Annotated in this window: 33 protein-coding genes; 18 read left to right on the forward strand and 15 right to left on the reverse strand. The window is 55.9% G+C overall.

What is annotated here, in order from left to right; all coding sequences use genetic code 11:
• Positions 1-75: 75 nt before the first annotated feature.
• Together elbB and mtgA are read left to right on the forward strand one after the other, a co-directional pair.
• Positions 76-729 carry an isoprenoid biosynthesis glyoxalase ElbB gene (elbB, locus tag CWM58_RS06675; protein ID WP_100680589.1) on the forward strand — a complete coding sequence of 218 codons (654 nt, stop codon included), beginning with the start codon at positions 76-78 and terminating at the stop codon, positions 727-729.
• Positions 726-1451: a monofunctional biosynthetic peptidoglycan transglycosylase gene (gene mtgA, locus CWM58_RS06680; protein WP_008806653.1), complete on the forward strand. Its 726-nt coding sequence runs from the start codon at positions 726-728 to the stop codon at positions 1449-1451. Before elbB ends, mtgA begins: the two co-directional genes overlap by 4 nt.
• A gap of 63 nt (positions 1452-1514) precedes the next feature.
• Here the strand turns inward: mtgA and npr are convergent, their stop codons facing one another.
• The 11 genes from npr to CWM58_RS06735 form a co-directional block, all read right to left on the reverse strand.
• Positions 1515-1787: a PTS phosphocarrier protein NPr gene (gene npr, locus CWM58_RS06685; RefSeq protein ID WP_002918431.1), complete on the reverse strand. Its 273-nt coding sequence runs from the start codon at positions 1785-1787 to the stop codon at positions 1515-1517.
• Entirely contained in the window at positions 1784-2638 is an 855-nt protein-coding gene (gene rapZ, locus CWM58_RS06690; RefSeq protein WP_002918428.1) for an RNase adapter RapZ, read from the reverse strand. The genes npr and rapZ overlap by 4 nt, the downstream gene beginning before the upstream one ends.
• Positions 2639-2683: 45 nt before the next feature.
• Complete coding sequence (gene ptsN / locus CWM58_RS06695) at positions 2684-3172, reverse strand: PTS IIA-like nitrogen regulatory protein PtsN (RefSeq protein ID WP_004144926.1); 489 nt, start codon at positions 3170-3172, stop codon at positions 2684-2686.
• Between the two features lie 70 nt (positions 3173-3242).
• On the reverse strand, positions 3243-3530 hold the full coding sequence (gene hpf / locus CWM58_RS06700) for a ribosome hibernation promoting factor (protein ID WP_004206206.1): 288 nt from the start codon (positions 3528-3530) through the stop codon (positions 3243-3245).
• Between the two features lie 22 nt (positions 3531-3552).
• Complete coding sequence (gene rpoN / locus CWM58_RS06705) at positions 3553-4986, reverse strand: RNA polymerase factor sigma-54 (protein ID WP_061153187.1); 1434 nt, start codon at positions 4984-4986, stop codon at positions 3553-3555.
• A 47-nt stretch (positions 4987-5033) separates the two neighbouring features.
• Positions 5034-5759, reverse strand: a complete 726-nt coding sequence (gene lptB / locus CWM58_RS06710; protein ID WP_002918417.1) for an LPS export ABC transporter ATP-binding protein — start codon at positions 5757-5759, stop codon at positions 5034-5036.
• Positions 5760-5765: 6 nt separating this feature from the next.
• Positions 5766-6311 (reverse strand): lipopolysaccharide ABC transporter substrate-binding protein LptA, encoded by a 546-nt coding sequence (lptA, locus tag CWM58_RS06715; protein WP_002918415.1) that lies wholly within the window; start codon positions 6309-6311, stop codon positions 5766-5768.
• Positions 6280-6855 (reverse strand): LPS export ABC transporter periplasmic protein LptC, encoded by a 576-nt coding sequence (gene lptC, locus CWM58_RS06720; protein ID WP_100680590.1) that lies wholly within the window; start codon positions 6853-6855, stop codon positions 6280-6282. Before lptC ends, lptA begins: the two co-directional genes overlap by 32 nt.
• Entirely contained in the window at positions 6852-7418 is a 567-nt protein-coding gene (gene kdsC, locus CWM58_RS06725) for a 3-deoxy-manno-octulosonate-8-phosphatase KdsC (RefSeq protein ID WP_100680591.1), read from the reverse strand. Before kdsC ends, lptC begins: the two co-directional genes overlap by 4 nt.
• 14 nt (positions 7419-7432) lie before the next feature.
• Positions 7433-8437 carry an arabinose-5-phosphate isomerase KdsD gene (kdsD, locus tag CWM58_RS06730; protein WP_165785733.1) on the reverse strand — a complete coding sequence of 335 codons (1005 nt, stop codon included), beginning with the start codon at positions 8435-8437 and terminating at the stop codon, positions 7433-7435.
• Positions 8434-9411: a calcium/sodium antiporter gene (locus CWM58_RS06735; RefSeq protein WP_008806648.1), complete on the reverse strand. Its 978-nt coding sequence runs from the start codon at positions 9409-9411 to the stop codon at positions 8434-8436. Before CWM58_RS06735 ends, kdsD begins: the two co-directional genes overlap by 4 nt.
• 209 nt (positions 9412-9620) lie before the next feature.
• Between CWM58_RS06735 and mlaF the strand changes: the two genes are divergently transcribed.
• From mlaF to murA, 7 genes are all read left to right on the forward strand, one after another.
• Complete coding sequence (gene mlaF, locus CWM58_RS06745) at positions 9621-10433, forward strand: phospholipid ABC transporter ATP-binding protein MlaF (RefSeq protein ID WP_100680593.1); 813 nt, start codon at positions 9621-9623, stop codon at positions 10431-10433.
• 7 nt (positions 10434-10440) lie between these two features.
• Positions 10441-11223, forward strand: coding sequence for a lipid asymmetry maintenance ABC transporter permease subunit MlaE (gene mlaE / locus CWM58_RS06750; protein ID WP_004150949.1), 783 nt, complete (start codon positions 10441-10443; stop codon positions 11221-11223).
• A gap of 4 nt (positions 11224-11227) precedes the next feature.
• Positions 11228-11779, forward strand: a complete 552-nt coding sequence (gene mlaD, locus CWM58_RS06755) for an outer membrane lipid asymmetry maintenance protein MlaD (RefSeq protein WP_061153191.1) — start codon at positions 11228-11230, stop codon at positions 11777-11779.
• A gap of 18 nt (positions 11780-11797) precedes the next feature.
• The gene (gene mlaC / locus CWM58_RS06760) at positions 11798-12433 is read left to right on the forward strand and encodes a phospholipid-binding protein MlaC (protein WP_061153192.1); all 636 of its coding nucleotides are present in this window, start codon (positions 11798-11800) and stop codon (positions 12431-12433) included.
• A complete protein-coding gene (gene mlaB / locus CWM58_RS06765; protein ID WP_008806646.1) occupies positions 12433-12723 on the forward strand; it encodes a lipid asymmetry maintenance protein MlaB in 291 nt (96 codons plus the stop codon). The genes mlaC and mlaB overlap by 1 nt, the downstream gene beginning before the upstream one ends.
• Before the next feature lie 136 nt (positions 12724-12859).
• Entirely contained in the window at positions 12860-13114 is a 255-nt protein-coding gene (ibaG, locus tag CWM58_RS06770; protein WP_004144910.1) for a BolA family iron metabolism protein IbaG, read from the forward strand.
• A 53-nt stretch (positions 13115-13167) separates the two neighbouring features.
• Positions 13168-14427: a UDP-N-acetylglucosamine 1-carboxyvinyltransferase gene (gene murA, locus CWM58_RS06775; RefSeq protein WP_061153193.1), complete on the forward strand. Its 1260-nt coding sequence runs from the start codon at positions 13168-13170 to the stop codon at positions 14425-14427.
• Positions 14428-14474: 47 nt separating this feature from the next.
• Here murA and sfsB read toward each other — a convergent pair whose 3' ends face one another.
• Together sfsB and ispB are read right to left on the reverse strand one after the other, a co-directional pair.
• Positions 14475-14747 carry a DNA-binding transcriptional regulator SfsB gene (sfsB, locus tag CWM58_RS06780; protein ID WP_061153194.1) on the reverse strand — a complete coding sequence of 91 codons (273 nt, stop codon included), beginning with the start codon at positions 14745-14747 and terminating at the stop codon, positions 14475-14477.
• A 196-nt stretch (positions 14748-14943) separates the two neighbouring features.
• Positions 14944-15915 (reverse strand): octaprenyl diphosphate synthase, encoded by a 972-nt coding sequence (gene ispB, locus CWM58_RS06785; protein WP_008806643.1) that lies wholly within the window; start codon positions 15913-15915, stop codon positions 14944-14946.
• Positions 15916-16175: 260 nt separating this feature from the next.
• Here ispB and rplU point away from each other — a divergent pair, with 260 nt between their 5' ends.
• From rplU to cgtA, 4 genes are all read left to right on the forward strand, one after another.
• The gene (gene rplU / locus CWM58_RS06790; RefSeq protein ID WP_002918379.1) at positions 16176-16487 is read left to right on the forward strand and encodes a 50S ribosomal protein L21; all 312 of its coding nucleotides are present in this window, start codon (positions 16176-16178) and stop codon (positions 16485-16487) included.
• A gap of 20 nt (positions 16488-16507) precedes the next feature.
• Positions 16508-16765: a 50S ribosomal protein L27 gene (rpmA, locus tag CWM58_RS06795; protein WP_002434222.1), complete on the forward strand. Its 258-nt coding sequence runs from the start codon at positions 16508-16510 to the stop codon at positions 16763-16765.
• 92 nt (positions 16766-16857) lie between these two features.
• Positions 16858-17823 (forward strand): DMT family transporter, encoded by a 966-nt coding sequence (locus CWM58_RS06800; RefSeq protein WP_061153195.1) that lies wholly within the window; start codon positions 16858-16860, stop codon positions 17821-17823.
• Between the two features lie 15 nt (positions 17824-17838).
• Positions 17839-19017 carry an Obg family GTPase CgtA gene (cgtA, locus tag CWM58_RS06805; protein WP_100676248.1) on the forward strand — a complete coding sequence of 393 codons (1179 nt, stop codon included), beginning with the start codon at positions 17839-17841 and terminating at the stop codon, positions 19015-19017.
• Between the two features lie 54 nt (positions 19018-19071).
• Here cgtA and dacB read toward each other — a convergent pair whose 3' ends face one another.
• Positions 19072-20505 (reverse strand): serine-type D-Ala-D-Ala carboxypeptidase, encoded by a 1434-nt coding sequence (dacB, locus tag CWM58_RS06810; protein ID WP_061153197.1) that lies wholly within the window; start codon positions 20503-20505, stop codon positions 19072-19074.
• A gap of 235 nt (positions 20506-20740) precedes the next feature.
• On the opposite strand from dacB, the gene greA reads away from it, so the two are divergent.
• On the forward strand, positions 20741-21217 hold the full coding sequence (gene greA, locus CWM58_RS06815) for a transcription elongation factor GreA (RefSeq protein WP_008806639.1): 477 nt from the start codon (positions 20741-20743) through the stop codon (positions 21215-21217).
• A 152-nt stretch (positions 21218-21369) separates the two neighbouring features.
• Here the strand turns inward: greA and yhbY are convergent, their stop codons facing one another.
• A complete protein-coding gene (gene yhbY, locus CWM58_RS06820) occupies positions 21370-21663 on the reverse strand; it encodes a ribosome assembly RNA-binding protein YhbY (RefSeq protein WP_002918374.1) in 294 nt (97 codons plus the stop codon).
• Positions 21664-21786: 123 nt separating this feature from the next.
• Here yhbY and rlmE point away from each other — a divergent pair, with 123 nt between their 5' ends.
• The 4 genes from rlmE to glmM all read left to right on the forward strand — a co-directional run bounded on the left by rlmE (position 21787) and on the right by glmM (position 26725).
• The gene (rlmE, locus tag CWM58_RS06825; protein ID WP_008806638.1) at positions 21787-22416 is read left to right on the forward strand and encodes a 23S rRNA (uridine(2552)-2'-O)-methyltransferase RlmE; all 630 of its coding nucleotides are present in this window, start codon (positions 21787-21789) and stop codon (positions 22414-22416) included.
• A 99-nt stretch (positions 22417-22515) separates the two neighbouring features.
• Positions 22516-24450: an ATP-dependent zinc metalloprotease FtsH gene (gene ftsH, locus CWM58_RS06830; protein ID WP_061153198.1), complete on the forward strand. Its 1935-nt coding sequence runs from the start codon at positions 22516-22518 to the stop codon at positions 24448-24450.
• Positions 24451-24546: 96 nt separating this feature from the next.
• Positions 24547-25395 carry a dihydropteroate synthase gene (gene folP, locus CWM58_RS06835; RefSeq protein ID WP_061153199.1) on the forward strand — a complete coding sequence of 283 codons (849 nt, stop codon included), beginning with the start codon at positions 24547-24549 and terminating at the stop codon, positions 25393-25395.
• On the forward strand, positions 25388-26725 hold the full coding sequence (gene glmM / locus CWM58_RS06840) for a phosphoglucosamine mutase (protein ID WP_061153200.1): 1338 nt from the start codon (positions 25388-25390) through the stop codon (positions 26723-26725). Before folP ends, glmM begins: the two co-directional genes overlap by 8 nt.
• The last annotated feature ends 18 nt before the right edge of the window (positions 26726-26743 follow it).

Genomic DNA, 26743 nt, shown 5'->3' on the forward strand with positions numbered 1-26743 from the left:
TAAAATATGTGAAGCATAGCGAGTAAATCGACATTTTTGACTGGTTTCAGCGAGTTGCATGGAGGAGCGAAAGCGATGAAAAAAATTGGTGTGGTACTGAGCGGCTGCGGCGTGTACGACGGCAGTGAAATTCATGAAGCGGTGATTACCCTGCTGGCGATCGCGCGCAACGGCGCGCAGGCGGTGTGCTTTGCACCCGATAAACCGCAGCGCGACGTCATCAACCATCTGACGGGGGAACCGCTGACGGAGCAACGCAACGTGCTGGTGGAAGCGGCGCGAATTGCCCGCGGCGACATCTTACCGCTGACGCAGGCGCGTGCGGAGACGCTGGACGCGCTGATCGTCCCCGGCGGCTTCGGCGCGGCGAAAAATTTAAGCAGCTTCGCCGCCGAGGGCAGCGAATGTCAGGTGGACGGTGATCTGCAGACCCTGGCGCTGGCGATGCATCAGGCCGGCAAACCGCTGGGTTTCATGTGCATTGCCCCGGCGCTGCTGCCGAAGATTTTTGCGTTTCCGCTGCGAATAACCATCGGGACCGATCTCGATACTGCCGATGTGGTCGAAGAGATGGGGGCGGAGCACGTGCCTTGCCCGGTCGACGACATCGTGGTGGATGAAGACAACAAAGTGGTCACCACCCCGGCGTATATGCTGGCAGAGAATATTGCGCAAGCCGCCACCGGGATCGAAAAGCTGGTCGCCCGCGTGCTGGCGCTGAGCGCATGAGACTCCGCGTAGCGCCCTTTGCGCTGCTAAAACGACTGGCGCTGCGTCTGCTGCTGATCGCCGCCGTCTTCTGGGGCGGGGGGATCGCGCTGTTTAGCGTGCTGCCGGTGCCGTTTTCGGCGGTGATGCTCGAACGGCAGGTGAGCGCCTGGCTGTCCGGAGATGTCCACTATCTGGCGCACTCTGATTGGGTCGGCATGGATGAGATCTCTCCGTGGATGGGGCTGGCGGTGATTGCCGCCGAAGATCAGAAGTTCCCGGAACACTGGGGGTTCGACGTATCGGCGATAGAAAAAGCGCTGGCGCACAATGAGCGTCATGATACCCGCATCCGCGGCGCGTCAACGCTGTCGCAGCAGACGGCGAAAAACCTGTTTTTATGGGATGGCCGCAGCTGGTTGCGTAAGGGGCTGGAAGCCGGGCTGACGGTCGGTATAGAAACCGTCTGGAGTAAAAAGCGGATCCTGACCGTCTACCTGAATATTGCCGAGTTTGGTGATGGGATATTTGGTGTGGAAGCGGCCGCGCAGCGCTATTTTCATAAGCCTGCCAGCCAGCTGACGCCGGGGGAAGCGGCTCTGCTGGCCGCGGTGCTGCCAAATCCGATCCGCTATCGCGCCGACGCGCCTTCGGGCTATGTGCGCAGCCGCCAGGCCTGGATCTTACGCCAGATGCGACAGCTGGGTGGAGAAGGGTTTATGCGCGAGCATAAGCTGTATTAGCGCGTTAATCCGGCGCCGGGGCTGGCACTGTCGCCAGTCGGCCGTCGCCGGGAAGCGTAACGCTCAGTCTTCATCAAATCCGGCATTAAACAGGGCTATCACCGCGGCGAGCGCCTCAACTTCCTGCGGACCGCTGGCTTCCACCTCTATCTGCCGCCCTTTCGCCGAGTCCAGCATCAGCAGGGCAATCACGCTGTTTGCTTCTGCCTCCGTGCCTTCATCGTTGCGCAGCAGTACTTCGGCATCGAAATTCTGCATCAGCTCAAACAGCTTCATCGCCGGGCGGGCGTGCATGCCCAGCTTATTGGTGATTTCAACGGTCTGCTTTACGGTCATGATTTACGTTTTTCCAGCGTCCGATGACGAGACTGTACGTTCTTACCGCGGGAGCGGAAGTAGTCAGCCAGTTGTTCAGCAATATAAACCGAACGATGTTTACCGCCGGTGCAGCCAATGGCCACCGTCAGATAGCTGCGATTGTTGGTCTCCAGCATCGGTAACCATAGCTCAAGATAGCTCCGGGTCTGGTAAATAAAGTTGTGCACTTCGGTGTGCCGGTCAAGGAAGGCGGCCACCGGTTTATCCAGACCGGTCATTGGACGCAGCTTCGGATCCCAGTGCGGGTTTGGCAGAAAGCGCACGTCAAAGACGTAATCGGCATCGATCGGAATACCGTGTTTGAAGCCGAAGGATTCGAAGACCATCGTCAGTTCGCGCTCGCGTTTACCTAACAGGCGAGTACGCAGCATCTCGGCCAGTTCATGCACCGACATTTCGGACGTATCGACGATCAGATCCGCACGGGAGCGCAGCGGCTCCAGCAGATCGCTCTCTTCGTCGATCGCGCTTTCGAGCGACAGATTCTTGCTGGAGAGCGGGTGTAAGCGACGCGTATCGCTGTAACGGCGGATCAGGGTATTACGGTCGGCATCAAGGAACAGCAGTTGCGGAGAAAAGCATTCTGGCAGGTTCTGCATCGCCTGTTCAAAGATTTCCGGTGATTCTGGCATGTTACGCACGTCGATGCTGACGGCCGCGGAGATATTGCGGTCAGCCAGCGACCGCGCCAGGTCGGGCAGCAGCACGACCGGCAGGTTATCCACGCAGTAAAAGCCCATATCTTCCAGCGCTCGCAGAGCGACGGATTTCCCCGAGCCCGAGCGGCCGCTGACGATCATCAGTACCATGTACCGTTTCTCCTCAGTACGATAAAGGATAAGGTGCGACTGCCGTTATGCGTCATCGCTGCTTCCTGCTTCGGTGATGATCTCATACAACTCTTCATCGCTCTGCGCAGCGCGCAGGCGACGGCAAATCGCTTTGTCCGCCAGCCGTTTGGCCACCAGGGAGAGCGTATGCAGGTGAGTCTTTGTCTGGTCGGCTGGCACCAGCAGCGCGAACAGCAGGTCGACAGGCTGATTGTCGATCGCGTCGAAGGCGATGGGGGTTTCCAGCTGGACAAAAACGCCGACAGCACGCAGCGTATCCTCTTCCAGTTTACCGTGAGGAATGGCGATACCATTGCCAATCCCGGTACTGCCCATTTTTTCGCGGGTGAGGATCGCTTCGAACACCACCTGCGGCGGCAAACTTAACTGTTTGGCGGCCAGTTCGCTAATGATTTCCAGAGCACGCTTCTTGCTCTGGCAGTGAACCTGGCTACGGGTACATTCCTGGTTCAGGACGTTGCTCAGTTGTAGAGCCGAATCGTTGTTCATCATAATTTCACCTGAGCGCCCCCACGCCCGCCGCCGATGTTAAACTACGACGGACGCAGAGGGGCCCGGACAATTAGTGTTGTTTTAGTTTATCTTTGTGCTTCGTTAACTGCCTTGCCAGCTTGTCGATAAGACCATCGACAGCTGCATACATATCCTGCCCTTCCGCACTGGCATGGATTTCGCCACCGTTGACATGCAGATTCGCGTCCGCAATTTGCGTCACTTTCTCTACTTTTAACACAATATAGACCTGATTGATCCGGTCGAAAAATTGCTCCAGTTTGCTGAACTTCGCCGTGACGAAGTCGCGCATCGCGGGGGTGATCTCGACGTTGTGTCCTGTAATGTTGAGCTGCATAGTGTCTTCCTTATCGGTTGTGTCAGACCAGTTGTTTACGCTGGTTTGACGGCGGAATGGATAAAGACTCTCTGTACTTCGCGACAGTGCGGCGCGCGACCATGATACCCTGCTCGGACAGCATGGAGGTGAGCTTACTGTCGCTCAACGGCTTCGCGGGGTTTTCCGCGGCGATTAATTTCTTCACCAGCGCGCGAATGGCCGTCGACGAGGCTTCGCCGCCGCCTTCGGTATTCACATGGCTGGAGAAGAAATACTTCAGTTCAAAAATACCGCGCGGACTGTGCAGATATTTTTGCGTGGTGACACGGGAAATGGTGGATTCATGCATCTCGACAGCCTGGGCGATATCGGCCAGCACCATCGGCTTCATATACTCTTCACCCTGTTCGAAAAAAGCCTGCTGCTGTTCAACGATGCAGCGGCTGACGCGCAGTAGCGTATCGTTGCGGCTTTCCAGACTTTTAATCAGCCAGCGGGCTTCCTGCAGATTGCTGCGAATGAACTGGCCGTCGGCGTCATTACGGGTGCTGTTGCCCATCGCCGCATACTGCTGATTAATTTTCAGCCGGGGAATGCTGTCGGCGTTGAGCTCCACGGTCCAGCGGCCGCTAACCTTGCGGACCAGTACGTCCGGAATGACATATTCTGGTTCACTGGTATGAATGGACTGCCCTGGGCGGGGATCCAGTGACTGGATCAGATTCACCGCCTCTTTCAGCACCTCTTCTTTCAGGCGCGTTACTCGCATCAGGGTACGGAAATCATGATTAGCCAGCAGATCGAGATGATCGCTGATAATCAACCGGGCCTCTTCCAGCCACGGCGTCTCTTTGGCGAATTGCGACAGCTGGATCAGCAGGCAGTCGCGCAGATCTTTCGCCGCGACGCCAACCGGATCAAAGCGCTGGATGCGCTTCAGGACGGCTTCCACCTCTTCCAGGCCGATCTCGTCATCGCCGATGCTCTCAACGATGTCTTCAATCTGAATGGTGAGATAGCCCGTATCGTCGACGGCGTCGACGATAGAGGTGGCAATGGCGCGGTCGGTATCGGTGAAGGGCGTCAGCTCGACCTGCCACATCAGGTAATCCTGAAGCGTCTGGGTGGTCTCACCTTGATAGACGGGCAGCTCGTCATCCTGATAGTCCACGCCGTTGCCTGACGGCGTACCGGCGGTATAGATTTCATCCCAGCTGGCATCGAGAGGGAGCTCGTCCGGCATCTCTTTTTGCTCAAGCGCATCGACGGTATCGAGGGACTCGCGGTCCTCCACTTCTTTCGCTTCTACCTCTTCGTGAAGATCGGTTTGCTCAAGCAATGGGTTACTTTCCAGCGCTTGCTGGAGCTCTTGCTGGAGTTCTAACGTGGACAACTGCAGCAAACGAATCGCCTGCTGCAGCTGCGGCGTCATGGCAAGCTGTTGGCTAAGCCTTAATTGCAAACCTTGCTTCATGTTCAGGGTAAATATCTCCGGCTAAAACGTCTGTAACCTCTACCCTATCAGAGTCTGAAGTCTTCCCCAAGATACACGCGCTTAACCTGCTCATCTTCGAGGATCTGCTGCGGTGTGCCATGAGCAATAAGGTGTCCCTGACTGACAATATACGCGCGTTCGCAGACGGCGAGGGTCTCTCTGACGTTATGGTCGGTGATCAGCACGCCGAGGCCGCTGTCGCGCAGGTGCTCAATAATGCGTTTGATATCGATAACGGAGATCGGGTCAACACCGGCAAACGGTTCATCCAGAAGGATAAATTTCGGGTTCGCCGCCAGCGCGCGAGCGATTTCGACACGGCGGCGTTCACCACCGGAGAGCGCCTGACCGAGGCTGTCGCGCAGGTGCTCAATATGAAACTCTTCCATCAGCTCTTTGGCGCGATCTTCACGCTGTTCGCTGGTTAAATCGTCACGGATCTGCAGGACCGCCATCAGGTTGTCATAGACGCTCAGACGACGAAAAATAGAGGCTTCCTGCGGCAGATAGCCGATGCCCCGGCGCGCGCGCGCGTGCAGCGGCAGCAGGCTGATGTCTTCGTCATCGATAATAATATTGCCCGCATCGCGCGGCACAATGCCGACCACCATGTAGAAGGTGGTGGTTTTACCGGCGCCGTTAGGGCCGAGCAAGCCGACAATCTCTCCGGAGTTAACGGTGAGACTGACATCTTCCACTACGCGGCGGCCTTTATAAGCTTTGGCGAGATTCTTCGCAGTTAAGGTTGCCATAACGAATTAGTTACTCTTCTTTTGCTGGTTGCCGCTTTTATCCTGCAGCTCGGACGGCACCAGAACGGTGGTGACGCGTCGACCTTTGTCGCTGAAGGCCTGCATTTTTTGCTCTTTCACCAGATAGGTGATTTTATCGCCCTTGATATTGCTGTCGAGCTGCTCAAGGTAAGCGTTGCCGGTCAGCACGACGTAATCATTCTGCAGCTCGTAGCGCATTTTCGACGCCCGGCCTTTTACCGGCTTGCCGTTATCCTGCATCTGGTAGAAGGTAGCCGGGTTACCGAAGCCTTCGATCACCTCTTTACCTTTCTCATTGCCCGGACGGGTGACCACCACTTTATCAGCGTTAATTTTGATCGTCCCCTGGGTGACGACTACATTACCGGTGAAAGTGACGACGTTGCCCTGCATATCCAGCGACTGCTGATCGGACTCGATATGGATCGGCTGATCGGTATCGCCCGTCTTGGCCAATGCCGGCAGGCTGGCGGCCAGTAAAGCGCCGGCGAGCGCAATCTTAAGGCTGAGTTTGTTTGTTCTGAATTTCATAAGAGGTTCTCACCTTTTCAATCAGCTCGGCATTTTTGCTGCGAAGGTTTCCACGCATTTTCAGGCCGCTGGAATTAAATGTGGTGCCGTATAACGTCACCATGTCATCGGAGGTAACGTCCTGTGTGACCAGATTTATCTGGGCGTTATCCGTCGTAATTTTGCGCAGTTGAGAGTCAGGCGCGAGCGCATTCACCTCAACGTGCCCGTAAAGATAGAGCATACGGTCATTCGTCAGCTTCGCTTTATCTGCCCTGATTGACCAGGTTGGCACCTTATTGGTATCAAAGGTGGTCATCACCGGCTTGGTAAACCAGGAAACCGCCTGATCGGAAAAGTATTCCACGTGCTCGGCAATCAGCCGATAGCTCAGGGCGCCTTCCGGGCTGTACACGACGGTGTCGGTATGTTCGCTTTTATACGTCGGGTCGTTGGGATTGACCTCCGGCTGGGCCGTGTCGTCCGTATTCGCCAGATTCAGGCCGATGAGGATCAGCGCGAGCAGCGACAGTAAAATGATAACCCAACGTCTGGTTTTACTCATATTGATTGCCCTTTGGCCTCATCAAGCTTGCCCTGCGCCAATAGTAACAAATCGCAGACTTCGCGTACTGCGCCGCGTCCGCCGTTAATTCGCGTGACATAATTCGCCCGCGGCAGCAGCAGCGGATGTGCATCGGCGACGGCGACGCTTAAACCCACTTCCGCCATCACCGGCCAGTCGATCAGATCATCACCGATATAGGCCACTTCATCCGGGCGAACCGCCAGTTTGCTTAATAAATCACGAAACGCCAACAGCTTGTCCGACTGACCTTGATACAGATGCGTAATGCCCAGCGTCTGGCAGCGGTCTTCTACCAGTTTAGCTTTTCGCCCGGTAATAATCGCCACTTCGATGCCGGAGGTCAGCGCGCAGCGGATACCATAGCCATCGCGGACGTTGAACGCTTTCAGCTCCTCGCCGTGATTACCCATATAGATAAGTCCGTCGGATAATACACCGTCAACATCGAGGATCAGTAGACGGATCTTAGCCGCGCGATCGAGAAACGCCAGGCTTACCGGCCCATAGCATGTCGCTAACTGAGCATCAGCATTATTCATTATTTTTTCCTTACTTACACTACGCCCGCGCGCAGGAGATCGTGCATATGTACCACACCCAGCAGATGGTCGCCATCGGCAACCAGCACGCAGGTGATATGACGGGATTGCATCAGGTTTAGGGCATCTACCGCCAGGGTGCCGGGACGGATACGGATCCCTCCCCGGGTCATGACGTCGGCAATACTGGCATTGCGCATATCGACGCCGGTATCAAAGACCCGGCGCAGGTCACCATCGGTGAAGATCCCGATAATTTTCATCTGGTCATCACAGATGGCGGTCATGCCTAAATTTTTACGCGTAATTTCCAGCAGCGCATCGCGCAGGGTGGCCTGCAGGCCGACGTGCGGGATTTCATCACCGGTATGCATAATATCATTGACGCGCAGCAACAGCTTACGACCAAGTGCGCCGCCCGGATGGGACAGGGCGAAATCTTCAGCAGTAAAGCCGCGGGCTTCCAGCAGGGCGACGGCGAGGGCATCACCCATCACCAGCGCCGCGGTGGTGCTGGAGGTGGGCGCCAGCCCTAACGGGCAGGCCTCTTTGGGCACTTTCACGCACAGATGGATATCCGCCGCGCGCGCCATGCTGCTGTCTGGCCGGCTGGTCATGCAAATAAGCTTCACCTGCTGGCGTTTCAGGACCGGGATCAGCGCCAGGATTTCATTCGATTCGCCGGAGTTCGATAGCGCAATCACCACATCCTGTGGGGTGACCATCCCTAAATCGCCATGCGCCGCTTCGCCGGGGTGGACAAAAAAAGCCGAGGTGCCGGTACTGGCGAAGGTCGCTGCTATTTTGCGGCCGATGTGGCCCGACTTGCCCATCCCCATCACCACGACTTTGCCGCCGCAGCGGAAAATCGTTTCGCAAGCATGGGTAAAGTCTTCATTTATATATTGATCGAGCTGGGCCAGACCTTCACGTTCAATTTCCAGCACCTGACGGCCTGCCTGTTGAAAGTCAAAATCCGTGGGCAAATCTATTTGCGACATGATGTTATCCCGAGTCATTCAACGAAGAGCGGCGCTGTCCAGAACAGCATCGCCAACCAAACCACAAAGCCGCCGACCAGCAGTGCGCCAACCAGTCGTCCCGGCTGCTGCTGGCGGCGCCAGCACAGCACCGCGAAGATCAGGCTGACCAGCAGCATCACGCCATAGTCGCGAGTAAAGGCTTCGCTCGCAAAGCTCCCCGGCGCGATCAGCGCCGGTAAACCCAGCACCAGCGCAATATTGAGGATATTGGCGCCGATGATATTGCCGATAGCAATGTCATCTTCCCCTTTCCGCGCCCCGGCGATAGCGGTGGCCAGCTCTGGCAGGCTGGTGCCTATCGCTACCACCGTCAGACCGACGGTCAGCTCGCTAATGGCAAAAAAGTTTGCCAATACCGTGGTGTTATCCACCACCATACGGGTAGCCATCGGCATGACAATCATCGCCACCCCTAACCAGAGCAGAGCGACCGGCAGCGATCCTTCACGCGGCAGCTCCGCCAGCTGTTCGCGGGTCAGACTATCGCTTCCCTGGCGCTCCGCCAGACGGGCAATTTTGATGGTAAACAACAGCCACAGAAGCGCCAGCGCCAGTAAAAACAGCCCGTCGAGACGGGACAACTGTCCATCGTAGAGCACCAGCCCGGCCAGCACACTGACCAGCAACATTAGCGGTAATTCGCGGCGCAGAATATCAGAATGCACGGTAAATGGCCTGAGTAAGGCGGCGAGACCGAGGATCAGAAGAATATTGGTAATGTTGGAGCCGAGCGCGGTGCCGACCGCCAGATCGATCTGCCCATGCAGCGAGGCCGTGGTGGAAACCATGATCTCGGGCAGGCTGGTGCCGATACTCACCACCGTCATACCGATGATCAGCGGCGGGATCCCCAACATACGACACAGGATGGAAGCGGCATAGACCAGACGATCGGCGCTGTAGACAACCAGCAGTAAACCAATAATTAACAGAGCCGTCGCTAAGAGCATCTAAAGTCCTTTCTTCAGGTATAATCGTCGCCTCGCTGGGTTATCCCTACGCAGCGTAACGAATTCTTAATTTTGACTTTATGTGTGCCAAAAGTAAAACAAATGCCAGCTTTCGCTAACCTGTGCAGGTAAGATTCTGTAAAAATGTTGTGATTGTGGCGCAAGAAAGGGCCATGCTTGCCCGTCAGGTGTTTAGTAAGGATGATTTTATGAGCCAAACTCAGGCGAATTTAGTTGAAGTGCGCGGTATCCGCTTTTCTCGCGGCGATCGTGTGATCTTCGACGACATCTCGCTGTCGGTACCGCGCGGTAAGATTACTGCGATCATGGGACCTTCGGGGATCGGCAAGACTACCCTGTTACGCCTGATCGGTGGGCAGATCCCGCCGGACAGGGGAGAGATCCTGTTTGATGGCGAGAACGTACCACAGATGACGCGTTCGCGTCTTTACACGGTGCGTAAGCGGATGAGCATGTTGTTCCAGTCCGGCGCGCTGTTCACCGATCTCAATGTATTTGATAACGTTGCCTATCCGCTGCGCGAGCATACGCAGCTGCCGCCTGCGCTGTTGCATACGACGGTGATGATGAAGCTGGAGGCGGTGGGGTTGCGAGGTGCGGCGAAGTTAATGCCCTCCGAGCTTTCCGGCGGGATGGCGCGCCGCGCCGCCCTGGCGAGAGCCATTGCGCTGGAGCCGGACCTGATTATGTTCGACGAACCGTTTGTCGGGCAGGATCCCATCACCATGGGCGTGCTGGTGAAGTTGATTTCTGAACTCAACAACACGTTGGGTGTCACTTGCATCGTGGTTTCGCACGATGTGCCTGAGGTGCTTAGCATCGCAGACTACGCGTATATCGTGGCGGATAAAAAGATTGTCGCCCACGGTAGCGCCCAGTCGCTGCGGGAAAATGCCGACGCTCGGGTTCGTCAGTTCATTGATGGTATTGCCGACGGCCCGGTGCCGTTCCGTTATCCGGCTGGCGACTATCACCATGATTTATTAGGCATAGGGAGTTGAGCGACTCATGCTGTTTAATGCGCTGGCCGCGCTAGGGCATCGCGGGATTAAAACCACCGCGACGTTTGGACGCGCCGGATTAATGCTTTTCAACGCCGTTGTGGGCAAACCAGAGTTTCGCAAGCACGCGCCGCTGCTGGTTCGTCAGCTCTATAACGTTGGCGTTCTGTCGATGCTGATTATCATTGTATCGGGCTTGTTTATCGGTATGGTGCTCGGCCTGCAGGGGTATCTGGTCTTAACCACCTACAGCGCAGAGACCAGTCTTGGCATGCTGGTGGCGCTGTCGCTGCTGCGCGAGCTGGGACCGGTGGTTGCTGCGCTGTTGTTTGCCGGCCGCGCCGGATCGGCGCTGACCGCCGAGATTGGCCTGATGCGGGCCACGGAACAGCTCTCCAGTATGGAGATGATGGCGGTGGACCCGCTGCGCCGCGTGATTTCCCCCCGCTTCTGGGCTGGCGTCATTTCGCTGCCGCTGCTGACGATTATCTTCGTGGCGGTGGGGATCTGGGGCGGTGCGCTGGTAGGCGTGAGCTGGAAGGGTATTGATGGTGGCTTTTTCTGGACCGCGATGCAAAATGCCGTCGACTGGCGAATGGATCTGGTGAACTGCCTGATTAAGAGCCTGGTATTCGCCATTACGGTAACCTGGATTGCGTTATTTAACGGTTATGACGCTATCCCCACTTCCGCCGGGATTAGCCGGGCGACAACGCGCACCGTGGTGCATGCGTCGCTGGCGGTTCTGGGGCTGGATTTTGTGCTGACTGCGCTGATGTTTGGGAATTGAGTTCATGCAAACGAAAAAAAATGAAATCTGGGTAGGGGTGTTCTTACTGGTGGCGCTGCTGGCGGCGCTGTTTGTCTGCCTGAAGGCGGCGAACGTTACCTCGCTACGTACCGAGCCGACTTACCGCCTGTACGCGACCTTCGATAACATCGGCGGCCTGAAGGCGCGTTCGCCGGTACGCATCGGCGGTGTGGTTGTCGGCCGAGTGGCGGACATCACTCTTGACCCGAAAACCTATCTGCCACGCGTGGAGCTCGATATTGATGAGCGCTACAACCATATCCCGGATACCAGTTCGCTGGCGATCCGCACCTCGGGCCTGCTGGGCGAGCAGTATCTGGCGCTGAACGTCGGTTTTGAAGACCCGGACCTCGGGACGGCTATCCTTAAAGACGGCGGCACGATCCAGGACACCAAGTCCGCCATGGTGCTGGAAGATCTGATTGGTCAGTTCCTTTATAACAGCAAGGGCAGCGATAATCAGAATTCTGGCAATGATAAGGCCGCGGCAGAAGGTCATACTGACGCGACGCCGGCAGCCGGCACGACGCATTAATTTCAGGAGAAACACGATATGTTTAAACGCTTACTCATGGTCGCCATGCTGGTGATTGCCCCGCTGACCGCCGCCCAGGCGGCAGACCAGTCCAACCCGTATAAGCTGATGAATGAAGCGGCGCAGAAAACCTTCGATCGCCTGAAGAATGAACAGCCGAAGATTAAAGCTAACCCTAACTATCTGCGCGACATCGTCGACCAGGAGCTGCTGCCGTATGTGCAGGTGAAATATGCCGGCGCGCTGGTGCTGGGCCGCTACTACAAAGAAGCGACCCCGGCGCAGCGTGAAGCCTACTTTGCCGCCTTCCGCGAATATCTGAAGCAGGCCTACGGCCAGGCACTGGCGATGTACCATGGTCAGACTTACCAGATTGCTCCAGAGCAGCCGCTGGGTGATGCCACCATCGTGCCTATCCGCGTGACCATCGTCGACCCGAATGGCCGTCCGCCAGTGCGTCTGGACTTCCAGTGGCGTAAAAATACGCAGACCGGCCACTGGCAGGCTTACGATATGATCGCCGAAGGGGTCAGCATGATCACCACCAAACAGAATGAGTGGAGCGATCTGCTGCGTACCAAAGGCGTCGACGGGCTGACTGCGCAGTTGAAAGCGATCTCTGCTCAGCCGATCACGCTGGATCAGAAAAAATAATGACCGGGCAGCTGAGCTGGACTCGCGAGGGCGAGACGCTGGCGCTGCACGGAGAGCTGGACCAGGATCTGCTGGTCCCGCTCTGGGAAGCACGCGCCAGGGCGACGGAGGGGGCGACGATCATCGATCTCAGCCAGACTACGCGCGTGGACACGGCGGGCCTGGCGCTGTTAGTGCATTTTGTGGCACTGATTCGCCGTCAGGGGCGGGAAGCGCAACTGATCGCGAAGAGCGAAAATCTGCAAACGCTGATCGGTCTTTACAACCTGCCTGTCGATATGATCCCATAATCTTTTCAGTGTCTTAGCGTTGAAGCTATTCCGAAAGCCCCGGCAATCTTTTCGTCGGGGCTTTTTGCTTGTTTAAGACCGCGCCACTTTCCTCTAAGATGTTGGGCTGTTTTCACTATCAGATAAATTTGAGCCCATGGAAAATCATGAAATTCAGACCGTGCTGATGAACGCACTCCCCCTCCAGGAAGTCCACGTCTCTGGCGATGGCAGCCACTTTCAGGTTATTGCTGTGGGTGAGATGTTCGATGGCATGAGCCGGGTTAAAAAGCAGCAGAGCGTCTACGCGCCGCTGATGGAATATATTGCTGACAACCGTATCCATGCGCTGTCGATCAAGGCCTTCACTCCGCAGGAGTGGGCGCGAGACCGCAAACTAAATGGCTTCTAAGCTGTGGGGGGTCCCCTGCAGCGTATGTGAATTTTTAATAGAGAACAGAATCAATGGATAAATTCCGTGTTCAGGGGCCGACTCGCCTTCAGGGCGAAGTCACCATTTCTGGTGCAAAAAACGCCGCCCTGCCAATCCTCTTTTCCGCGCTGCTTGCCGAAGAGCCGGTAGAGATCCAGAACGTACCCAAGCTGAAAGATATCGATACCACCATGAAGCTGCTGAGCCAGCTGGGCGCGAAGGTTGAGCGCAATGGTTCGGTATGGATTGACGCCGGCCCGGTTGATGTATTCTGTGCTCCATACGACCTGGTGAAAACCATGCGTGCCTCCATCTGGGCGCTGGGCCCGCTGGTCGCGCGTTTTGGTCAGGGACAAGTTTCTCTGCCAGGCGGCTGTGCCATCGGCGCGCGTCCGGTCGACCTGCACATTACCGGTCTGGAACAGCTGGGCGCCGAAATCAAACTGGAAGAAGGTTATGTGAAGGCGTCTGTCAACGGGCGACTGAAAGGCGCGCACATTGTGATGGATAAGGTCAGCGTAGGCGCGACCGTGACTATCATGAGCGCGGCGACGCTGGCTGAAGGTACCACCGTTATCGAAAACGCCGCGCGCGAGCCGGAAATTGTCGATACCGCCAACTTCCTTAACGCGCTGGGCGCGAAAATCAAAGGTCAGGGCACCGATCGCATTACCATCGAAGGCGTGCAGCGCCTGGGTGGCGGCGTATATCGTGTACTGCCGGACCGTATCGAAACGGGTACCTTCCTGGTGGCCGCGGCGATTTCCGGCGGCAAGATCCTCTGCCGTAACGCGCAGCCAGATACCCTCGATGCCGTTCTGGCGAAACTGCGTGACGCCGGGGCTGACATCGAAACGGGCGAAGACTGGATTAGCCTCGATATGCACGGCAACCGTCCGAAAGCGGTTAACGTGCGTACCGCGCCGCACCCGGGCTTCCCGACCGATATGCAGGCCCAGTTCACGCTGCTCAACCTGGTGGCGGAAGGGACCGGTGTGATCACCGAAACGATCTTTGAAAACCGCTTCATGCACATTCCTGAGCTGATCCGTATGGGTGCGCATGCGGAAATCGAGAGCAATACCGCTATCTGTCACGGCGTGAAGCAGCTTTCAGGCGCACAAGTGATGGCGACCGATTTGCGTGCGTCGGCGAGCCTCGTACTGGCAGGCTGTATCGCTGAAGGGACCACCATCGTCGATCGCATCTACCACATCGATCGTGGCTATGAGCGTATCGAGGATAAACTGCAGGCGCTGGGTGCCAATATTCAGCGCGTGAAAGGCGAGTAATAGCATCATGGCAGTGACCCCGTGGGGGTCACTGCCAGTCAATCACATCACTTGTCTGTCTTCTTTTGACGCATCATCTGCGTTCTGTCGATAAACTCATGAGTCACCGGGTCGTGGTAGCGTGACGGCCAGATGACCCACGGCTGCGTTTCCAGCGCCGTGGCGATAATCAACTCGCCTTTCGGCCAGGGGCGAGTCAGGGCGTTCGCCAGCGTTGAAGAACTCAGGCCATGCCGTCGCGACTCTGCCGCCAGCGATGTTCCACGTTTACGTAATCCGGCAACAATATCTGCGGGATGCCAGTCGATGAACTTATCCATAAATTCTCCTGGTGATAAAGATCCAGATCGTCCCACATGGGCGATAAGGACACTATACCCGCGTACTATGTAAGGTTCTAACAAGTTCTGTTAAAGCGCCGGAATATTCAGAATGTATCAAGATAGCTGGAAGTTAGGGTGGAAAATGGACTTTTACTGGAACTTTCCCGCGCATCGCGCGGGAAAGGAGAGGGGATTAATGATCGCGCTGGACCGCGATATGTGCCAGCCCAATCAAGGCTTCGCGCCACGGGGTGTCCGGGAGGATCTGCAGGGCAGCAATCGCTTTGTCGGCTTCTTCTTCAGCTCGTTTCTGCGTCCATTCCAGCGAGCCACAGGTGGCCATCGTTTCCAGAACAGCATCCAGCAGATGGCGACCATTGCCTTGCTCGATCGCCCCGCGGATCATCGCCGCCTGATCGGGGGTACCGTGATGCATAGCATGCAACAACGGTAGCGTCGGTTTGCCTTCGTTCAGGTCATCGCCGACGTTTTTACCGAGCCGCTCTCCGTCGGAACTGTAGTCGAGTAAATCGTCGATCAGCTGGAAAGCGGTACCGAGATAGCGACCATAATCCTGCAACGCGCGCTCTTCTTCCGCAGAGCAGTCGGCCAGCATTCCCGCACACTGCGAGGCCGCCTCAAACAGGCGCGCCGTCTTGCTGTAGATGACGCGCATGTAGTTCTCTTCCGTGATATCCGGATCGTTGACGTTCATCAACTGCAGCACTTCACCTTCGGCAATGACGTTCACCGCCTCCGACATGACCTCGAGGATCTTCAGTGAGCCTAGCTGGGTCATCATCTGGAAAGCGCGGGTATAGATGAAATCGCCAACCAGCACGCTGGCGGCATTGCCGAACGCCGCATTGGCCGTGGCTTTGCCGCGACGCATGTCAGACTCATCGACGACGTCGTCATGCAGCAGCGTGGCGGTATGAATAAATTCAATCAGCGCAGCAATAGTGACATGCGCGCTCCCTTGATAGCCCACCGCGCGCGCGGCAAGCACAGCAATCATCGGGCGAATGCGTTTGCCGCCGCCGCTGACGATGTAATAGCCTAACTGATTGATAAGCTGAACATCGGAGTTGAGTTGCTCAAGAATCGTCGCATTGACACCCGCCATATCTTGCGCGGTTAACTCATTGATTTTTTCTAAATTCATCGCAAAAGCCGGGCCAAATGTCCTGTTACCATGAATCCAGGTGGGATCACAGAAGGATTAAGACAGAATTAAAAGAAGATATGATTGTACTGAAAAATTGCCGTAGATAAACGTTGTCGTGAAAGTTGTGTTTTTTTTCTGCATTGATCGCTGATCGCTCTTGTCAAAGGCTCGCGTTTTGCGTAATATTCGCGCCCTATTGTGAATATTTATAGCGCACTCTGAATCACATAAAGAGGTGCGCGGAAGCGGAGTTTTATATGTACGCGGTTTTCCAAAGTGGTGGTAAACAACACCGAGTAAGCGAAGGTCAGACCGTTCGCCTGGAAAAGCTGGACATCGCAACTGGCGAAGCTGTTGAATTCGCTGAAGTGCTGATGATCGCAAACGGTGAAGAAATCAAGATCGGCGTTCCTTTCGTTGAGGGCGGCGTAATCAAAGCTGAAGTTGTTGCTCACGGTCGTGGCGAGAAAGTTAAAATCGTTAAGTTTCGTCGTCGTAAACACTATCGTAAGCAGCAGGGCCATCGTCAGTGGTTCACTGATGTGAAAATCACTGGCATCAGCGCCTAAGACCTGAGGAGTAGATTTAAATGGCACATAAAAAGGCTGGCGGCTCGACTCGTAACGGTCGCGATTCAGAAGCTAAACGTCTGGGCGTAAAACGTTTCGGCGGTGAAGCAGTTCTGGCAGGTAGCATCATCGTTCGTCAACGTGGTACCAAATTCCACGCTGGCACCAACGTTGGTTGCGGCCGTGACCACACTCTGTTCGCTTTGACTGACGGTAAAGTCAAGTTCGAAGTTAAAGGCCCGAAAAACCGTAAATTCATCAGCATCGTTGCTGAATAAGTTTTTCGCGTCCCGGTAACGGATGAAAGCCCCGCAACACGTTGCGGGGCTTTTTACATTCGTCTACTGGAAAATTTTGCAGGGAAACAGGCATGAAGCAGCAGGCTGGGATTGGCATTATTCTGGCGCTCACCACCGCGATGTGCTGGGGAGCGTTGCCGATTGCAATGAAGCAGGTTCTCGAGGTGATGGCGCCGCCTACGGTGGTGTTTTATCGCTTTCTGATGGCAAGTATTGGGCTTGGCGCGATCCTCGCGATCAAAGGCAAACTGCCGCCGCTGCGAATTTTTCGTAAGCCGCGCTGGCTGGTCTTATTAGCCATTGCCACCGGTGGCCTGTTCGGTAACTTCATTCTGTTCAGTTCTTCCCTGCAATATCTCAGCCCCACAGCTTCTCAGGTCATCGGCCAGCTATCGCCGGTGGGCATGATGGTGGCAAGCGTCGTGATACTGAAAGAGCGCATGCGCGGCACCCAGGTGGTGGGCGCGTTGATGTTGCTCAGCGGGTTGGTGATGTTCTTCAATACCAGCCTGATTGAAATCTTTACCCGCCTGACGGATTACACATGGGGGGTAATTTTCGGCGTTGCTGCTGCAACGGTGTGGGTAAGCTATGGCGTCGCGCAAAAGGTGTTATTGCGCCGTCTGGCATCACAGCAGATACTATTTTTGCTGTACACTTTATGTACGATTGCATTACTGCCGCTCGCTAAGCCCGGGGTGATATCCCAGTTAAGCGACTGGCAATTGGCATGCCTGATTTTTTGCGGGCTGAATACCCTGGTCGGCTACGGGGCGCTGGCGGAAGCCATGGCGCGCTGGCAGGCGGCGCAGGTCAGCGCGTTAATCACCTTGACGCCACTGTTTACGCTACTGTTTTCTGATTTATTATCAATGGCCTGGCCCGATTTTTTCGCCAGACCGATGTTAAACCTGATTGGTTATCTCGGTGCGTTTGTCGTGGTTGCGGGCGCGATGTATTCCGCCATCGGCCATCGTCTTTGGGGGCGTTGGCGTAAGCGAGAGGCGGTTGTACCGCTGCCCCGCTCAGGCGAATGATTTACGGAGAGTAAAATGAAGTTTGTAGATGAAGCAACGATCCTGGTCGTAGCAGGTGACGGCGGCAATGGTTGCGTAAGCTTCCGCCGCGAAAAATATATTCCACGTGGCGGCCCGGACGGCGGCGATGGCGGTGACGGCGGCGATGTCTGGCTGGAAGCGGACGAGAACCTGAACACCCTGATCGACTACCGTTTTGAAAAATCGTTCCGCGCCGAACGCGGGCAGAACGGTCAGAGCCGCGACTGTACCGGTAAACGCGGTAAAGACGTGACGGTGAAAGTGCCGGTAGGGACGCGGGTTATCGATCAGGGGACCGGCGAGACCATGGGCGATATGACCAAACACGGTCAGCGTCTGATGGTGGCGAAAGGCGGCTGGCACGGTCTGGGCAACACCCGTTTCAAATCATCCGTTAACCGTACCCCGCGTCAGAAGACCATGGGTACCCCGGGCGATAAGCGCGACCTGCAGCTTGAACTGATGCTGTTGGCCGACGTCGGGATGCTGGGGATGCCGAATGCCGGTAAATCCACCTTTATCCGTGCGGTCTCTGCTGCCAAGCCGAAAGTGGCTGACTATCCGTTTACCACCCTGGTGCCGAGCCTGGGCGTGGTGCGTATGGATAACGAGAAGAGTTTCGTGGTTGCTGATATCCCGGGGCTGATTGAAGGGGCGGCGGAAGGCGCAGGCCTTGGTATCCGCTTCCTCAAGCACCTTGAGCGCTGCCGTGTGCTGCTGCATCTCATCGACATCGAGCCAATCGACGGTTCCGATCCGGTTGAGAATGCGCGCATTATCATTGGCGAGCTGGAGAAATACAGCGAGAAGCTGGCCTCTAAGCCACGCTGGTTAGTCTTTAACAAGATTGACCTGATGGACAAAGCGGAAGCCGAAGCCAAAGCGAAGGCGATTGCCGAAGCGCTGGGTTGGGAAGAGAAATTCTACCTGATCTCAGCTGCCAGCCAGCAGGGCGTGAAAGATCTGTGCTGGGATGTGATGACCTTTATCATCGAAAACCCGATCGTGCACGCGGAAGAAGAGCAGAAGCCGGAGAAAGTCGAGTTCATGTGGGACGACTATCACCGTCAGCAGCTTGAAGAAGCCGAAGTCGAAGTGGAAGATGACGAAGACTGGGATGACGACTGGGACGAAGACGACGAAGAAGGCGTCGAATTCATCTACAAACGTTAATCCTGACTTCTCTGGATCAAAAAGGGCCGCATCTCTCATGCGGCCCTTTTGTTTTTAGTTGTTCTGGTACAGATCTTTATACAAGCGGCTTTCAAAGCGGACCAGCGGGATGCGGCGATTACGCTGGTCGGCGGGTTCCACGGCGTAGCCGGAGAGATACTGCACGAAGGCCACCTTTTGTCCGCTGGCGGTAGTGATAAAGCCAGCAAGGTTATAAACCCCCTGCAACGAACCTGTTTTCGCCGAGACTTTACCATCCACGCCCGCCTGGTGGAGACCGGCGCGATATTGCAGCGATCCATCGTGGCCCGCCAGCGGCAGCATCGAGATGAAGTTGAGTTCGGTATCGTGCTGGGCGATATACTGCAGCACCTGCATCATGGTCGCGGGGGCGATCAGGTTGTGGCGCGACAAGCCAGAGCCGTCGGCGATGATCGTGTTGCCGAGATCGACCCCAGCCTGTTGCCGCAGGATCTGGCGTACGGCATCGGATCCTGCCCGCCAGGTGCCTGGTACGCCGAAACGGGCGTGGCCGATGGTGCGAAAGACGGTGTCGGCAATCATGTTGTCTGATTTCTTCAGCATGATCCTCAGCAGATCGTGCAGAGGAGCCGACTGAGTGGTGGCTAATACCGTTCCGGGGTCATTGGCCAGCGTCTGGCGCAGCAGCGTGCCGCTATAGGTGATCCCCGCCTGGGTCAGCTCCGCTTTGAGGATCGCCCCGGCGTAGCTGGCGCCATCCTGAATGGCGAAGGCCAGCGGCAGCGGTTCGCTACGCTGCGGCAGGCAGCCGGTGAGGGTATAGCGGTTGAGATCGCCCGGCACCACGTCGAGCTCGCAATACTGCGCTTCCGATGAGCCACGCGGCAGCGTTCGCACCTGGCTGAACATGGTGACCGGATAATAGGACGCAACGCGAATGAAGGCGAGATCGCCCGGTTTCTGCGCGCTATACAGTGAGACAGAGAAGCAGTTACGGTCGACAATCGCCGCCGCCGGCGGAGCGCTGAAGCACTGCGTCAGGTCGTTCCACGGCCAGCCCGGCGCTTTGTCGTGGCTGGCGAAGACCGAGGTATCGATGAGCACATTGCCTTCGATACGCTGCACGCCGGCTTTTTTCAGTGTCGCCACCATATTGCGAATATCCTGCCGTTTGAGCGTCGGATCGCCGCCGAAGCGGGCAATCAGGTCGCCTTTCAGCACGCCGCCGTCAAGTGAGCCTTTGGTTTCCAGCGTGGTGGTAAAGCGGAAATCGGGCCCCAGCTGCAGCAGAGCCGCCAGCGCGGTGATAACCTTTTGCGTACTGGCCGGGAGCGCCATTTGCTGGCTGTGGTAGTCGATTTCCGGCGTCGATGCGCCGACCTTTTGCGCCATAAAGGCAAGGTTCGCACCGGCGGGAAGCTGGTTGATGTACTCGTCAATATTCGCCGCCTGAGCGCTAAGCGCTATACCGGCAGTCAATCCGATGATAAATCTGGGAAATCGCATAATCTCGCGCTAACAACCTGAAGCCAGGCCGTCATACTACGGTGCAACGCCCAGTAAAGTAAACGATGACCCATAATGAACTTCGGGGTAAAATACCTATCAAATGAAAAATTGCTGCTGACCTGGGGAGTGTTTCCCGGGTCGGTTTCTTTTTGCTCGTGTCCTGCCTGTGGGCAGGACAGGTGGCGGGGCGGGACTATCCGTTCCCTGAAGGAATGATAAAGAGGTATAACTAATGCAAGCGATTCCGATGACCTTACGTGGCGCTGAGAAACTGCGCGAAGAACTGGATTATCTGAAGTCTGTGCGTCGTCCTGAAATCATTGCCGCTATTGCTGACGCTCGTGAGCACGGCGATCTGAAAGAGAATGCTGAGTATCATGCCGCGCGTGAGCAGCAGGGCTTCTGCGAAGGGCGAATCAAAGATATCGAAGCGAAGCTGTCCAATGCCCAGGTGATTGATATCACCAAAATGCCGAATAATGGCCGGGTGATTTTTGGTTCAACCGTCAGCGTGCTGAACCTGGATACCGACGAGGAACAGACCTACCGCATCGTGGGTGATGATGAAGCGGATTTTAAGCAGAATCTGATCTCCGTGAACTCACCGATCGCGCGTGGTCTGATCGGCAAAGAGCAGGATGATGTCGTGACTATCCGTACCCCGGGTGGTGAAGTGGAATACGAAATTACTAAGGTTGAATACCTGTAAGGCGTATTTCCCGCTACGATGTTTATAGATTGTAAAGAAAGGAAAAAGGCCGCATAGCGGCCTTTTATCAACGTCAGGAGCATGGCATTTTGCTCGCCTGGCCGCAGAAATCCCTCGTTTTACACAAAGTTGTGTCGAGATTCAGGATATTCTTAGCGTGGCAGCGAGATCTTACGCTCTGGCGTTGGGCGGTACAGAACCAGCGTTTTACCGATGACCTGTACATTACAGGCGCCGGTTTCACGCACGATGGCTTCCACGATCAAGGCTTTAGTTTCGCGATCTTCTGAGGCGATCTTCACCTTGATGAGCTCATGGTGCCCTAACGCTTGTTCGATCTCGGCCAGTACCCCTTCGGTCAAACCATTATTGCCAAGCATAACTACTGGCTTGAGCGGATGTGCCAGACCTTTCAGGTGCTGTTTTTGTTTAGTACTCAGATTCATCGTATTTTTTTGCTTACGTTGGGATTGAAAACGGGTCATTCTACCGCCATCTCCCATATATCGCCAAACTACCGCGTCGATTTTTACGCAGTAAAGTACGATGAACCCGAACGGGAATGTTAAATGACAGGTAAAAAGCGTTCTGCCAGCTCAAGCCGCTGGCTTCAGGAACACTTTAGCGATAAATATGTTCAACAGGCACAGAAAAAGGGGTTACGTTCCCGTGCCTGGTTTAAACTTGATGAAATACAGCAAAGTGACAAAATTTTTAAGCCGGGGATGACGATAGTTGACCTCGGTGCTGCTCCCGGTGGCTGGTCGCAGTATGCGGTCACGCAGATCGGCAACAGCGGCCGCATCATTGCTTGCGATCTTTTACCAATGGATCCAATCGTTGGTGTGGACTTCCTTCAGGGCGATTTTCGTGATGAATTAGTCCTGAAAGCGTTACTTGAGCGAGTGGGCGACAGTAAAGTCCAAGTTGTCATGTCCGATATGGCGCCGAATATGTGCGGAACACCGGCGGTGGATATTCCCCGGGCTATGTATCTGGTAGAACTGGCGCTTGAAATGTCTCGTGATGTATTAGCGCCAGGTGGTAGTTTTGTAGTGAAGGTGTTCCAGGGCGAAGGCTTCGATGAGTATCTTCGAGAAATTCGCTCCCTGTTTACGAAGGTCAAAGTTCGTAAGCCGGACTCTTCCCGCGCTCGTTCGCGTGAAGTGTATATTGTAGCGACCGGGCGTAAACCATAACCGGCAGATTTCAAACGAAAGTTTGAATGAAACTGGATATAGAGTATCCTGACGCTGTTTTTAACACAGTTGTAATAAGAGGTTAATCCCTTGAGTGACATGGCGAAAAACCTAATACTCTGGCTGGTCATTGCCGTTGTGCTGATGTCAGTATTCCAGAGCTTTGGGCCCAGCGAGTCGAATGGCCGCAAGGTGGATTATTCTACCTTCCTGCAAGAGGTCAATCAGGACCAGGTTCGCGAAGCGCGTATCAACGGACGTGAGATCAACGTTACCAAGAAAGATAGTAACCGTTACACGACTTACATTCCGGTTAACGATCCGAAGCTGCTCGATAACCTGTTGACTAAAAACGTCAAAGTTATTGGCGAACCACCAGAAGAGCCAAGCCTGCTGGCTTCCATCTTCATCTCCTGGTTCCCAATGCTGCTGTTGATCGGCGTCTGGATCTTCTTTATGCGGCAAATGCAGGGCGGTGGCGGGAAGGGCGCGATGTCCTTCGGCAAAAGCAAAGCCCGTATGCTGACGGAAGACCAGATCAAAACCACTTTTGCCGACGTTGCCGGGTGTGACGAAGCGAAAGAGGAAGTCGGTGAGCTGGTGGAATACCTGCGTGAGCCGAGCCGCTTCCAGAAACTGGGCGGTAAGATCCCGAAAGGCGTCCTGATGGTCGGCCCTCCGGGTACCGGTAAAACGCTGCTGGCGAAAGCGATCGCTGGCGAAGCGAAGGTGCCGTTCTTCACAATTTCCGGTTCTGATTTCGTCGAAATGTTCGTCGGTGTCGGTGCATCTCGTGTGCGTGACATGTTCGAACAGGCCAAGAAAGCAGCGCCTTGCATCATCTTCATCGATGAAATCGACGCCGTCGGCCGCCAGCGTGGCGCGGGCCTTGGCGGTGGTCACGATGAACGTGAGCAGACCCTGAACCAGATGCTGGTTGAAATGGACGGCTTCGAAGGTAACGAAGGTATCATTGTTATCGCGGCGACTAACCGTCCGGACGTTCTTGACCCGGCGCTGCTGCGTCCAGGCCGTTTCGACCGCCAGGTTGTTGTTGGTCTGCCGGATGTTCGCGGTCGTGAACAGATCCTGAAAGTGCATATGCGTCGCGTACCGCTGGCGCCGGATATCGACGCGGCGATCATTGCGCGCGGTACCCCGGGCTTCTCCGGTGCGGACCTGGCGAACCTGGTCAACGAAGCGGCGCTGTTTGCTGCTCGCGGCAACAAACGCGTTGTGTCGATGGTTGAGTTCGAAAAAGCGAAAGACAAAATCATGATGGGTGCGGAACGTCGCTCCATGGTGATGACGGAAGCGCAGAAAGAATCGACCGCTTACCACGAAGCGGGCCACGCCATTATCGGCCGTCTGGTACCGGAACACGATCCGGTCCATAAAGTGACGATTATCCCGCGCGGTCGTGCGCTGGGTGTGACCTTCTTCCTGCCGGAAGGCGATGCGATCAGCGCCAGTCGTCAGAAACTGGAAAGCCAGATCTCCACGCTGTACGGCGGTCGTCTGGCGGAAGAGATTATCTACGGTCCGGAACATGTTTCTACCGGTGCGTCCAACGATATTAAAGTGGCGACAAACCTGGCGCGTAACATGGTGACTCAGTGGGGCTTCTCCGACAAACTCGGTCCGCTGCTGTATGCGGAAGAAGAGGGCGAAGTCTTCCTCGGCCGTAGCGTAGCGAAAGCGAAGCATATGTCTGATGAAACCGCGCGTATCATCGACCAGGAAGTGAAATCGCTGATTGAGCGTAACTACGGTCGTGCTCGTCAGCTGCTGAACGACAACATGGATATTCTGCACGCGATGAAAGATGCGCTCATGAAATATGAGACCATCGATGCGCCGCAGATTGACGACCTGATGGCTCGTCGCGATGTTCGTCCGCCAGCGGGTTGGGAAGAATCTGGTTCTTCGAACAACTCTGACAACAATGGTACGCCTCGTGCGCCGCGCCCGGTTGATGAACCGCGTACGCCGAACCCGGGCAACACCATGTCAGAGCAGCTGGGCGACAAGTAAGCTACCGCTGTTGATGTCTTGTTTTAACCTTAAAACCCCGGGGCGCCCGCTCCGGGGTTTTTCTTTTTTAACCTCTTCAGTCTCAGGGATTTTGTGATGAAACTTGTAGCCCAGGGCTCAACCCTCGATCTCTCTCATCCCCATGTGATGGGCATTCTTAATGTGACGCCCGACTCCTTCTCCGATGGCGGTGCCCACAACTCGCTGGTTGAGGCGGTGAAGCATGCCAACCTGATGATTAACGCCGGGGCGACCATCATTGATATCGGCGGTGAATCGACGCGGCCCGGGGCGGCTGAGGTGAGCGTAGAAGAGGAACTCGCACGGGTGATCCCGGTCGTCGAAGCGATCGCTCAGCGCTTTGAAGTGTGGATCTCGGTGGATACCTCCAAACCGGAGGTTATCCGCGAATCGGCCCGGGCAGGGGCGCATATCATTAACGATATTCGCTCTCTGACCGAACCTGGCGCGCTGCAGGCCGCCGCGGAAACCGGGCTGCCGGTGTGTCTGATGCATATGCAGGGTCAGCCGAAAACCATGCAGGAGGCGCCGAAATATGAGGATGTCTTCGCCGATGTCGAGCGCTTTTTTACAGAACATATTGTGCGCTGCGAGCAGGCGGGGATCGCAAAAGAAAAATTGCTGCTCGACCCGGGATTCGGTTTCGGTAAAAATCTCTCCCATAATTATCAACTGCTGGCCAGACTGGGTGAATTTCACCACTTTGGGCTGCCTCTGCTGGTCGGTATGTCGCGTAAGTCGATGGTAGGTCAGTTGCTGAACGTCGGGCCGTCAGAACGGCTGAACGGCAGCCTGGCGTGTGCCGTCATTGCAGCAATGCAGGGCGCGCAGATAATCCGCGTCCATGATGTCAAAGAAACGGTAGAAGCGCTGCGCGTGGTGGAAGCCACCCTCGCCGCTAAGGGAAAAAAACGTTATGAGTAACCGCAAGTATTTTGGCACCGATGGTATTCGTGGCCGCGTCGGCGATGCGCCGATCACTCCGGAGTTTGTGCTTAAGCTGGGCTGGGCGGCAGGGAAAGTGTTAGCGCGCCACGGCTCGCGTAAAATTATCATCGGCAAGGATACCCGTATTTCGGGCTACATGTTGGAGTCGGCGCTGGAAGCTGGGCTGGCGGCAGCGGGGCTCTCTGCGTCGTTCACCGGACCCATGCCGACACCGGCTATCGCCTACCTGACGCGCGCATTCCGCGCCGAGGCGGGGATCGTTATCTCGGCTTCGCATAACCCTTTCTACGACAACGGTATTAAATTCTTCTCCATTGAGGGCACCAAGCTGCCAGACGATGTGGAAGAGGCGATTGAAGCCGAAATGGAGAAGGAGCTTACCTGCGTGGATTCGGCAGAACTGGGCAAAGCCAGCCGTATCGTCGATGCCGCCGGGCGCTACATTGAATTTTGTAAAGGCACCTTTCCCAACGAACTGAGCCTCTCCACGCTGAAAGTGGTGGTGGATTGCGCGCACGGCGCGACCTATCACATTGCCCCCAATGTCTTCCGCGAGCTGGGAGCCCAGGTTATCGCGATGGGCTGCGAGCCAGACGGCCTCAACATCAACGAAGAGGTCGGCGCCACCGACGTGCGTGCGCTGCAGGCGCGCGTGCTGGCGGAGAAAGCCGATCTGGGCATTGCCTACGATGGTGATGGCGATCGGGTGATCATGGTTGACCATGAAGGTAATAAAGTCGATGGCGACCAGATCCTCTACATCATCGCCCGGGAAGGACTGCGTCAGGGGCAGCTGCGCGGCGGCGCCGTCGGCACGCTGATGAGCAATATGGGACTGGAGCTGGCGCTCAAGCAGTTAGGTATTCCATTTGCCCGCGCGAAGGTCGGTGACCGCTATGTGCTCGAGATGTTGCAGGAAAAAGGCTGGCGCATTGGTGCGGAAAACTCCGGCCACGTGATCCTGCTGGATAAAACCACCACCGGCGATGGCATCGTCGCCAGTCTGCAGGTGGTCGCGGCGATGGTACGCAACCATATGAGCCTGCATGACCTCTGCAGCGGCATGAAGATGTTCCCTCAACTGTTGGTGAATGTGCGGTTTACCGAAGGCAGCGGTAATCCACTGGAGAACGAGCATGTCAAAGCGGTAACCGCAGAAGTGGAAGCGGCGTTAGGGAAGCGGGGCCGTGTCCTGCTGCGTAAATCCGGAACGGAGCCGCTGATCCGCGTCATGGTGGAGGGCGAGCATGAAGAGCAGGTGCACGAGTTCGCGCACCGTATCGCCGAAGCGGTAAAAAGCGTTTAGCTTTCCGGGCTAAGTGGT

The sequence above is a fragment of the Klebsiella sp. H-Nf2 genome (assembly GCF_002806645.1).
GTDB lineage: Bacteria > Pseudomonadota > Gammaproteobacteria > Enterobacterales > Enterobacteriaceae > Klebsiella > Klebsiella variicola.